The 11,400-nt window shown below is 44.2% G+C and carries 9 protein-coding genes; 2 read left to right on the top strand and 7 right to left on the bottom strand.

Features of this window, described 5'->3' with window-relative positions; genetic code table 11:
* The 6 genes from nusA to T538_RS0100385 all read right to left on the bottom strand — a co-directional run bounded on the left by nusA (position 1) and on the right by T538_RS0100385 (position 6,590).
* The gene (gene nusA / locus T538_RS0100410) at positions 1-1,257 is read right to left on the bottom strand and encodes a transcription termination factor NusA (RefSeq protein WP_031531615.1); all 1,257 of its coding nucleotides are present in this window, start codon (positions 1,255-1,257) and stop codon (positions 1-3) included.
* Positions 1,258-1,261: 4 nt separating this feature from the next.
* A complete protein-coding gene (gene rimP, locus T538_RS0100405; protein ID WP_031531614.1) occupies positions 1,262-1,729 on the bottom strand; it encodes a ribosome assembly cofactor RimP in 468 nt (155 codons plus the stop codon).
* Positions 1,730-1,934: 205 nt separating this feature from the next.
* Positions 1,935-3,044: a FimB/Mfa2 family fimbrial subunit gene (locus tag T538_RS0100400; protein ID WP_031531612.1), complete on the bottom strand. Its 1,110-nt coding sequence runs from the start codon at positions 3,042-3,044 to the stop codon at positions 1,935-1,937.
* A gap of 3 nt (positions 3,045-3,047) precedes the next feature.
* A complete protein-coding gene (locus T538_RS0100395; RefSeq protein ID WP_081834807.1) occupies positions 3,048-4,685 on the bottom strand; it encodes an Mfa1 family fimbria major subunit in 1,638 nt (545 codons plus the stop codon).
* Between the two features lie 21 nt (positions 4,686-4,706).
* Entirely contained in the window at positions 4,707-6,002 is a 1,296-nt protein-coding gene (locus T538_RS0100390; RefSeq protein ID WP_170828080.1) for an OmpA family protein, read from the bottom strand.
* A gap of 12 nt (positions 6,003-6,014) precedes the next feature.
* Complete coding sequence (locus T538_RS0100385; protein WP_031531608.1) at positions 6,015-6,590, bottom strand: DUF3575 domain-containing protein; 576 nt, start codon at positions 6,588-6,590, stop codon at positions 6,015-6,017.
* Between the two features lie 248 nt (positions 6,591-6,838).
* Between T538_RS0100385 and T538_RS0100380 the strand changes: the two genes are divergently transcribed.
* Positions 6,839-7,327, top strand: a complete 489-nt coding sequence (locus T538_RS0100380; RefSeq protein ID WP_031540327.1) for a thioredoxin domain-containing protein — start codon at positions 6,839-6,841, stop codon at positions 7,325-7,327.
* 410 nt (positions 7,328-7,737) lie between these two features.
* On the opposite strand, the gene pnp is transcribed toward T538_RS0100380, so the two are convergent.
* A complete protein-coding gene (gene pnp, locus T538_RS0100375) occupies positions 7,738-9,969 on the bottom strand; it encodes a polyribonucleotide nucleotidyltransferase (RefSeq protein ID WP_031531605.1) in 2,232 nt (743 codons plus the stop codon).
* Positions 9,970-10,157: 188 nt separating this feature from the next.
* Here pnp and T538_RS0100370 point away from each other — a divergent pair, with 188 nt between their 5' ends.
* Entirely contained in the window at positions 10,158-11,303 is a 1,146-nt protein-coding gene (locus T538_RS0100370) for a DUF4369 domain-containing protein (RefSeq protein WP_031531603.1), read from the top strand.
* Positions 11,304-11,400: the final 97 nt, after the last annotated feature.

Here is an 11,400-nt window from a genome sequence, read left to right as displayed (position 1 = left end):
TTACTTCTTCTCTAATTCTGTTTTTAATACCTCTAATACGTGATCCACTGTCTCCTCCTCAAGGTCGGCTTTCTCAACCAACATATCTCTTGGGGCCTCGATTACAGAAACGGCTGTCTCAAGACCGATATTCTTGATGGCATCGATAACCCACTGGTCGATCTCGTCAGAGAACTCATCGAGCTTGACATCGTCTGAGCTTTCGTTGCCGAGTTCGCGGAACACATCAATTGTATACTCAGTAAGGCTGCATGCCAACTTGATGTTGACACCGTTCTTACCGATTGCCAAAGAGACCTCTTCTGGACGCAAGTAAACATCTGCCTTCTTCTCCTCAACATTCAGGTTGATAGAAGAGATTTCTGCTGGCGACAACGCACGCTCAATGAACAAGCGTGGGTCAGAGGTATAACAAATAACATCAATATTCTCGTTGCGAAGTTCGCGGACAATTCCGTGGATACGTGAGCCCTTTACACCAACGCACGCGCCGATTGGGTCGATGCGCTCATCGTAGCTCTCAACAGCAACCTTTGCACGCTCGCCCGGCATACGCGCAATCTTCTTGATTGTAATCAAGCCCTCGCCAATTTCAGGCACTTCCATCTCGAGCAAGCGTTCCAAGAACAATGGAGATGTACGGCTAAGAATAATCTTCGGATTGTTGTTTGGATTGTCAACACGCGCTACAACGGCTCTTACGGTCTCGCCCTTGCGGTAGAAGTCGCCCGGAATCTGCTCTGTCTTAGGCAACAGAAGTTCATTACCCTCGTCGTCGAGAAGCAATGTGTCTTTTTTCCAAATCTGATAAACCTCGGCACTTACAATCTTTCCAACCTGATCTTTGTACTTGTTGAACAGGCTGTCGTGCTCAAGTTCAAGGATCTTAGACGCAAGGGTCTGGCGAAGGTTAAGAATTGCACGGCGACCGAAGTCGGCAAAGTTAACCTCGTCTGTCACGTCCTCACCAATCTCGAAAGAAGGGTCAATCTTGTGTGCCTCTGTCAGCGAGATTTCAACATTAGGATTTGTAAGCTGGTCGTCGGCAACGACCTGACGGTTTCTGTATATCTCGAAATCGCCCTTGTCCGGGTTCACAATAACATCGTAGTTCTCATCAGAACCGAACATCTTGGCAATAACGCTACGGAAGCTCTCCTCAAGGACGCTCACCATTGTGGTTCTGTCGATATTCTTTGTCTCCTTAAAATCTGCAAATGTATCAATCAAACTGATTGTCTCTACTTTCTTAGCCATACTATTACTTGAAACTAATTAGATATTTTGTATATTTTATATTATCGTATGTAAATGTCTCGTCGATATCAACGAGCTTAGGGCGTTTTGCGCCCTCTTCCTTTACCTTTGTAGGCACGGAAACAACAAACTGGCTGTCGTTGGCATTCTTTAGCACACCCACCAGTTTCTTTCCCTCCTTGGTCAGGACTTCAACTTCCTTACCAACATGGTTTATGTATTGCTGAACGACCTTGAACGGCTGTCCTATACCAGCCGAACCGACTTCAAGTTCGTAGTCTTCAGCATCGCGGTCCATGCGCGATTCGATAAAACGGCTCAACTCCACGCAATCTTCAATCCATACGCCTTCGGCATGGTCAATTTCAACAACCACCTTGTTGTTTGCATCAACCATCACGTCTACAAGGAAATACTCTTTGTCTTCGAGCCACTCCTCTACCAAATTTCTAACAATGTTCTTATCTATCATCTAACAACTTTTAAAAAACAAATGAGAGACTTAATCAAGCCCCTCATTTCATCGTCGTTGCAAAATTACACTTTTATCTGCTAACTGACAAATTTTTACATGTTTTTTTCAAAAAAATGCCCACCAGCATAAAAAAGCAGAAGCACCGCATTGTTTGCAGTGCTTCTGATATGCTTTTTCTAACAGATTTTCTAATAGAAAAACATTAGTTTCCTTTCGGAGTATTTACATGGTCGATGAGTTCGCCATTCTGATTTACGCTGTTGAATATCCAGTCGGCAATCTGAATGCTTCCAACTCTGAACTTTGCACCAGCCTCCTGAGTGTTTGACTCAACCAAATTCAAGATAATTTCGTACTCATTTGTATAATCAAGATAATCTTGAACAGTCATATTTACATTTTTTAGCGGGTTCTTTGCAGCAACAAACATTGCTAAATATTCAACAATAGGCAAATCGCAAATATAATTATCTTCTTCATCCCTAATTACCAGACGCAATGTCTTGTCACCATCCACCAATCTCAATGTATTCATAGACACACTATTTACGACATAACTATGAGACTGACCATTCAAATCAACGTCGTTAATAATATTTACAAATGAAGTTGTCAACTGTTGATATGTAAAGTTTCTTCCAACTGGCAAAACTTCATTTTCAGTATTGAATCTGCGATTATCACCGACAATTCCAAATTTGAAGTTTGACATATTTGCTTCTGTCGAAGTTTGTGTGCCACTAACACTTGTGTTCGAATAGGCATATCTACAAACTACAGTAATAAGTTTCTTATTGCTGATAAGATCCATATTAACATTTGTTATTGCATGGTCAGTAACAGTAACACTTCCAACCTTACCGTATCCCATAGGTGGCAAAACATCAGCTGCATTATTTGCTTCATCACCCAAGTACGAGCATACAAAGTCGTTCTTCGTGCTCGTGCCGGCAACAGTTCCGCTATAATCGTACATATTACCACCAGTCCAACAATATATCGAATAGTTTCCTGCTCCAGTAGGAATCGTAACCTGATAGTTTGAACCTTTCAAGTCCGCCTGTTTATACATATGAACAAGCGTATTGTTAGAGTCGTAGATAAAGAACGTTGCGTCGTTTGCGTAGTCGTATCCGCTCTTTTCATTATATGGAGTTCCATTTACCGTTGGAGTAAGAGTAAGCGGAATACCCACCAAATTTACTCTCACACCTGTAGGACAGTCATCCAAGTCATCATAAATCAAGTCTGAACATGATGACAAGCCAAGAAGGCTAAAACCGATCAGTATTAAACTCTTAAGTCTTTTCATATCTTATCTTCTTGCTTTTGCTGAATATATATCTACTGAGCCCTGCTCGTTTCTTATCCATGGGAACACCTGAATAGTGACATCGATAAGAAGGTTGCGTCCCTTATCTGGGTCACCCTCAATTATTGAACTACTTGCAGTTGGTGCGCCAAGGCCCTTAACATTATCTATACCTACATAATATGCAGTATTACGAACGATACAGAACTCCATATTGTTCATCTTAACCGGGTCGCCGGCTGTGATTTCTCTAATCCAGTAAACATAGTAGCAAATACCGCCTTTGTAGATGGTAGTCTTGGCTGTTATGTCCTGACCAGTATTCTTCAATGCTGGAATCTTTTCCAATGTCTCCTTGCTGTCGGCAAAATAGCCATCGCAATAGTACAAATCCTGACCTGCTGCATAAGTGCCAAGGACTACATTGCCACCGTTCTGAACGAAATAGCGTTCAGCGTCTGGCGTCAGCGATGCCTTGAATACCACACCTGTACTTACATGCTGCTGCTGCATCTGGCGTGGCATCGTATTCTCAAGCGGATAGTCTATTACACACTGTCCATCCACAGTCGAGATGAGTTTTGCAAACTCATCAGGAGTAGCATCGAGTTCGTTAAACTTAGAGCCACTAAAGAATGTAACCTTATCTACATTGTTATACTTGTCTTCGAATGTAGGGTCGAGAACAAAGAAACCTATAGTAGAATAATAGTCACTTGCGTCATACAAGCCCAATGCGCCAAAGCCTACATTCGACAAAGTTCCTGTCTGGCCGTCAGAACTTTCGAATGTTCCAACATGGCGGAACAGATATGAGCTGTTACGTTTTCCGCAGATTCGCGCCTCGTTCAAGGTAACATCAGCCAAGTGGTATGTTGTTGTACCCTCAGCAATCGTAACAGGATATACGTTCTCTGGCTTCTTGCACTGATATACCACCTTTGCGACGCCACGCTCAACAATAAAACTAACGGTAAGTGAGTCTGAACCGTTAAGCAGACGGCCGTCTACATACAAACGGTCGGCATCGCCGGTGATAGTTACCTGATTATCATCACTACGGCGTGACGCCATTGGAAGTCCGTTAGATGTAATCTTGCGGTTAGCAAAGTCGTAGTATGTCGGAGTAGAGTATGTTACGATAGCATCACGGAAATCCTTCTCTGTCATGCCGTCCCATGCCTTGAAATCTGTATTGTTTACAAGAGCATAGAAATGGTATCGTCCCTTCTCGTAGTTTTCGTCTGTAATATACGGAATTGGATAATACTTGCTTCCGTCTGTATTATTCTTATCATAAGCAATGGTCATCTCATTGTACTTGCCCGAAAAATCGTTTGCCTCATTTACTGGGAAGTAGAAGATTCGCACATTATTTATATCCGACTCACCTTCCAAAACAGATTTATCAGGAACATAATTAACATCCTGCTTTTGTTCGTTTGGATCTCCATCACGAGTAATCTTTGACTGCAAGCCGCTTTCCTCTCTCTCTACTTGGAAAGCAAACTTGACGACAGCAGTCTTTTCTGAGCCATCTTCAGGGGTTATATTTCTTATTGCCTCATCGTTGGTGCATGCAGCCATGAGTAGCACGGCTGCAGACACTCCAACAAATCCACTATATCTAAAATCTATCATAGTCAATGTATTTTTAATAAATTACTGACCCATTGTACGCAAGTTGTTCAAGTTCTGAAGAGCATTGTCTTCGCCTGCATCAACCGCCTTCTGCAACCAGATTTCGGCGTTTGTATAGTCGCCCTTCATCATGTAGCAGACGCCTATATCGTTCCAAGAACGCTCATCCTTGCTGACTGTGTGCAACAATGACAAGGCTGCATCCCACTCGCGGTTAGCCATCTTGTCGAGAGCCTGCGAGATAACCGGAGCAACGAAGTCTTCACCTTCAGAATACCATACGTTGATGTAACAAGCATCACGCAACTGTGGATACAACTGCTCCAACATACCGATATATGTTCGTCCGTTTGCGATGCTCATCAAATGTGAGTTACGCTGGTTTTCAGGAACCTCGTGCATGATTCGGAGTACCTCTTCCTTGTAGTTCATGTCGCTCTTGGCAACCAAGTCCTCAAGTCCCTGCCAGTCGATACCACCAGCCACAATCTCGATTGAGTCGGCCGAGATATTGTACTGTTCGCTGATGTACTGCTTCAAAGCATTTGCACGGTCGCCAGACAACTGCATGTTAAAGTCGAGTTCACCTTCAGGAGATGCATAACCAGAGATTGTGATTCCGCTAATCTGTGTACGTGGGTTAGCACGAAGCAACTCGATGGCCTCCTTAATCTTGGTAAGAGTCTCGCGGTTGGTTGAGAAGTCTGGCTCGATGTTACTCTGGCTAACATGGAAACGAACGCTTACGCCACGGTCGCCATTGTCGTTACGCTGGCTGTTTGGACGTATAAATGGATATGCAGTCTGAACAGCATCACTAAGAGCACCACGGTTTGGCACACCATTATAGATAGGCTTGAATGGAAGGTCTACGCGAACCTCGCCAATCATCTGCGGCTCCAAGTCGTATGTGTTACAGCAGTTCTTCATCTCTATATCCAAACGCAGCGAAAGCTTACCGCCCATCCACTCCTCGTATGGGAGAGCCGAACTGTAAACCATTGTCGAACCATTGTTCAGATACTTTGCATGAATTGTATTTCCGCTTACGGTACGCTTCTGTGCGTTTCGCTTTGCCATCTTTCGTCCTTCTACTACGAATGCAACGAAGTCTACACCGTGTGATTCATTATACAAATGTGGAGTAACTACGAGCATATTACTCTCGGAAGTAGCGTAGTCGGGAACTGTAACGATGAAGTTCACCAACACGTAATTTCCGTCGTGAATAATGCTAAAATTACTTATAAGAAAGTCTTCTGCGCGACTTACGACGCTCATCAACAGGCATAATGCCAACAAAGTTAATTTCTTCATAGTCGCCATATATTACTTAATAACATAAATAAGGTTAATAGCAATCTTTGTCGGAGAGAAGAATGTTTTCTTTCCTTCCTTAATAAAGTCGCCACATTCAGGACAATCGAACATCTTGTAGTTGGCATGAATGATGCCGAGACCTATTTCGGCCTCTATATTGAAACGTTTGTTAATGATCCAAGAACGTCCTACGCTTGCACCGCCAAGAATAGCCGTACCTTCGTAACGCTTGGTACAAGATCCGTCGACCATAAAGATTGGCACTCGACTGAAATTATACATTCCATAGCCACCATGTACGCCGACAAACCACCCGTAAAATCTCTCACAAAACCAGTAGCGACCTTCAAGCGCTCCTGCCATGTGTCTCCACTTTAGATTCTCTCTGAATGGCTCCCACACGTTCATACCGCCTTCAAGGTCTACGGTGATATGATCTGTGATACCGACTTCAGCGCCTATGTTCGGGCTCAAGGTCAACCAGTAAGGCAAGTTCGTTTTGACAGCTATGCGTGGAGCTGGCAAATCTTCAACTCCTGTTTGCGCGCCAACATTCTTAGCATTGGTAAGCAAAAGCAAAAGCATGACAAGTTTCAGAGTGGAACCTAATTTTTCACTTAAACTTTTACACATTTTCTATAGAATTATATGTATCTTCAAGCACTATATAAATAGGCTATTAAACAAAAATTTGTCAAATATAGTTACTTTCACGAAAATATGCAAAATAAAAATGTGAAATAAAGTGAAAATTTGGTTTTTTGCCTTTTTTTTTTGCTAATCGTCCCCTAACGCGTTATTTTTGCAGCAATTCGTAACGGAAAAACGTTTTTATGAAGTTATTTTTCTTTTTATTGTGTTTTTCGATAATCGGCAATACCGCACAAGCCGAATCTTTTCGCGGAAAATGGTCTGCAAACGTAAGCGATTCGACTGCAAAAGCCGACATCGCCGAGGACTTCACCTTCTATATCGGCAAAGAGAAGCACACCTTATATAATACGATAAAGGGAAACTCGGTGGTGATATTCTTCAACGTGGAGTGCGAGCATTGTATATCGCTTTTGAAAAAGATGATGAAAGGCAAGGCAAAGCCGCAGGACAAACGGTATGCCGATGCACCGATAATAATCATAAACATCGGCTTTGACGAGTCGAGCAAGGACTTTGCAAGGCTTAAGATTCCAGCAGACTGGATTGTCGGGCAAGAGAACTCGGGCTATCTGATGTTCAGCAAGTTCTACAATCTGAAAAACTACCCTTGCATCTTTCTGATAAACAAAGACAAAGAGATTGAAAGTCGCCACGGAGTGATAAGGTAAGCTTCAAATTCTAATTGACAATGGACAGTTGACAATTGAAATTTGAGAATTGGAAGTTGAAAGATCTTAATATCAATTCACGACAACAGGCAGTTGAGAATGTCGTTTCTTTTCAGAATCAATAATTGTCATTTGTCAATTACGAATTGTCAATTGTTTATGTTCTTTGAAGTAAGCCGACAACAAGGAGGTAGCAAAGGAATAGCAAGCCGAAAGGTACGAGGTAGATTCGGAGTAGATTCGGGATAACAAGCCGGAAGGTTTGGAGTAGCTACGGGGTAGCTACGGAGTAGGTACGGGGTAGCTACGGGGAAGGTTCGGACAAGCAAGCCAAAATAATTCACATAAGATAAAAAAAGAGAAGACTGAAGCGAACCAGTCTTCTCTCATTATTTTATGCGAAAGAATTATTATTCTTTGTCCTCACGACGTGGACGTGGGCGGCGCTCGCCTTCTGGACGCGGACCGCGGTTTTCACGACGTGGACGCTCTGGACGCTCAACGTAATCGGCTGGCTTCTCGAGCAGAACTCTGTGGCTCAACTTGAACTTGCCAGTCTTCTGGTCGATGTCGATAAGCTTAACCTCAATTTCGTCGCCTTCCTTGATGCCAGCCTGTTCAACTGTCTCAAGACGTCTCCAGTCGATCTCTGAGATGTGGAGCAAGCCATCCTTGCCCGGCATGAACTCAACGAAGCAGCCATAAGGCATTACGCTGCGAACAACACCCTTGTAAACCTCGCCAACCTCTGGAATTGCAACGATAGCCTTAATCTTTGCAAGAGCAGCCTCGATTGCACTCTTGTCTGGAGCAGAGATAGAAACCTTACCTACGCCGTCAACCTCCTCGATTGTGATTACAGTACCAGTCTCTTCCTGCATGCTCTGGATAATCTTACCGCCAGGACCGATTACAGCACCGATAAAGTCCTTAGGAATTGTAATCATCTCGATGCGTGGTACATGTGGCTTAAGCTCAGCACGAGGCTCAGAGATTGTCTTCATCATCTCGCCCATGATATGCTCGCGGCCAGCCTTAGCCTGCATCAAAGCCTTCTCAAGAATCTCGTATGACAAACCGTCGCACTTGATATCCATCTGAGTTGCAGTAAGACCGTTCTTTGTACCAGTTGTCTTGAAGTCCATATCTCCCAAGTGATCCTCGTCGCCAAGGATATCAGAAAGGATTGCATACTTGTCCTCGCCCGGATTCTTGATAAGACCCATTGCGATACCAGCAACTGGATTCTTGATAGGCACACCGGCATCCATAAGTGCAAGAGTACCAGCACAAGTTGTTGCCATAGAAGAAGAACCGTTTGACTCAAGAATATCTGAAACTACACGAACTGTGTAAGGATAATCCTCTGGAATCTGTCCCTTGATACCACGCCATGCAAGATGACCGTGACCAATCTCGCGACGGCCTACGCCACGCTGTGCCTTAGCCTCGCCAGTTGAGAATGGAGGGAAGTTGTAGTGAAGAAGGAAACGCTGGTTGTAACGCTCCAAAGCACCGTCAACAAGTTTCTCGTCGAGTTTTGTACCAAGAGTACAAGTTGAGAGAGACTGAGTCTCGCCACGAGTGAAGATTGCAGATCCGTGAGGTCCAGGAAGTGGAGAAACCTCGCACCAGATTGGACGGATGTCGGTTGTATGACGACCATCGAGACGAGTACCCTCGTCGAGGATGCAACGACGCATAGCATCGCGCTCTACATCGTGATAGTAGCGGTCGATAAGAGCGTTCTTCTCTTCGAGTTCCTCAGCAGTCAAGTCAGAGTGAGCGGCAGCGTAAGCTTCCTTGTAGTCCTCGCGAATCTTCTCGAAAGCCTCTGCGCGTGCATGCTTCTCCAAAGCCTGCTTTGTTACGTCGTAGGCTGGCTGATAGCATACCTTCTGAACATCGGCACGCAAATCCTCGTCGTTTACTTCGTGGCAGTACTCGCGCTTAACGTCTGTGCCAAGTTCCTTCATCAGTTCCTTCTGAAGCTGGCACTGTGGCTTGATGGCATCGTGAGCAGCCTTGAGCGCAGCAAGAAGATCCTGCTCAGAAACTTCCTTCATCTCGCCCTCAACCATCATGATGTTCTCCTCGGTAGCACCAACCATCAAATCCATATCAGCCTCTTTCAACTGCTCGAATGTTGGGTTGATGACGAACTCGCCGTTGATACGTGCTACACGAACCTCAGAAATTGGACCCTCGAAAGGTATATCAGAACAAGCAAGAGCGGCTGAAGCAGCAAAACCAGCAAGTGCATCTGGCATGTCTACACCGTCTGCTGAGAACAGAATCACATTAACATAAACCTCTGCGTGATAGTTTGAAGGGAAAAGCGGACGCAAAGCACGGTCAACCAAACGGCAAGTAAGGATTTCTTCGTCAGAAGCCTTACCTTCGCGCTTTGTAAAACCGCCCGGGAAACGGCCGTTAGCGGCATACTTCTCTCTATACTCTACCTGAAGAGGCATAAAATCAGTACCGGGTACTGCATCTTTTGCGGCACATACAGTGGCCAGGAGCATAGTGTTGCCCATGCGGAGCATCACAGAACCATCGGCTTGTTTTGCCAGTTTTCCAGTTTCAATGCTGATGGTTCTTCCATCAGGCAATGCAACTGTCTTTGTAATTACATTCATCTTAATATCTATTTGTATCTAAAAAAACGCGGTAAAGATAAAGATTTAAAACTGTATTCACACCTTATTTTTCATAAAAAGTTTAGATAAAAATAATTTTTATTTATTTTTGATGCCAAAAATGCGGTATAAATCAACGAAGGATTGTATCTTTGCAACTCATATTTATCAAAAAAGCATAAAAATCCATGAAGAAATATCTTTTTGCAATAGGAATGTCAGCACTTGCATTTACCGCGTGCGACAACTCTCCTAAATTTGTGGTCGAGGGAACCATAAGCAACGCTGCCGACTCAACCCTATATCTCGAGGCTGACGGTCTGAGCGGTATCGAGACTATAGACTCGGTAAAACTCGGCTCTAACGGAAACTTCAGTTTCAAGGGCGCGCCTTCAGATAATCCAGAGTTCTATCATATCCGTCTGGGAAACAACATTATAAGTTTCTGTGTCGATTCTACCGAGACAATCAAGATTAAGGCCGATGCCAAGCAGATGGCTGGCAACTACGAGATTGAGGGAAACAACGATGTTGCCGAGATTAAGGAAATCGCCCTTAAGCAGTTGAAACTGAAGGAGAACATCATCAAACTGCAAGACAACAAGAACATTGCGCCCGGCATTGCCGAAGACAGCATAAAGGCGATGGTTGAATCGTTCAAGAACGATATAAAGTACAACTACATCTTCAAGGCACCGAACAAACCGGCTTCTTACTTTGCCCTGTTCCAAACTCTTGGCAACTATCTTTTGTTCGACCCAATGACAAACAAGGACGACATAAAGTGCTTCGCGGCCGTTGCAACAAGTTGGGACGCAGCCTATCCGGAGTCGGAAAGAACAAAGAACTTGCATAACATAGCCATCCGAGGCATGAACAATACCCGCGCTCCGCAGAGAAAGACGCTGGAGATTGACCCAAGCAAGGTTTCAGAGGCTGGATGCATAAACATCTCGCTGAAGGATGTAAACGGAAAGGTTCGCGACCTTACATCGCTTAAAGGTCAGACAGTATTGCTCGAATTTACCGTATTTGGTGCTCCGCAGTCGGCACAGCGCAACATGATGCTGCGCGAACTGTACAATAAGTACCACAGCAAAGGCTTCACAATCTATCAGGTTTCACTCGACGAAGACGAGCACTTCTGGAAGACATCGGCCGACGCCCTGCCTTGGGTATGCGTAAGAGACGAAAGAGGACTGAGCAGCAGCTATGCAAACATCTACGGAGTTAGCACCGTGCCTTGCATCTTCCTCATAAACAAAGACAACGAAATAAAGATGCGCAACGAGCAGATTAAAGACCTCGACGCAGCAATACAGTCGTTGTTGTAAAACAAAGTTTTTTACCAAAAGATACCAAAGTTAAGAAAAAAACATTATCTTTGCAAACAAGATAGTTTTGGGATAAGGGGTTCCGGCATAATACAAA

Origin of the sequence: Bacteroides sp. Ga6A2 (genome assembly GCF_000702225.1) — a bacterium.
Classification (GTDB): Bacteria; Bacteroidota; Bacteroidia; order Bacteroidales; family Bacteroidaceae; genus Ga6A1.
Note: the sequence above shows the minus strand (reverse complement) of the source record. Positions and strands in the feature narration are given on the sequence as shown.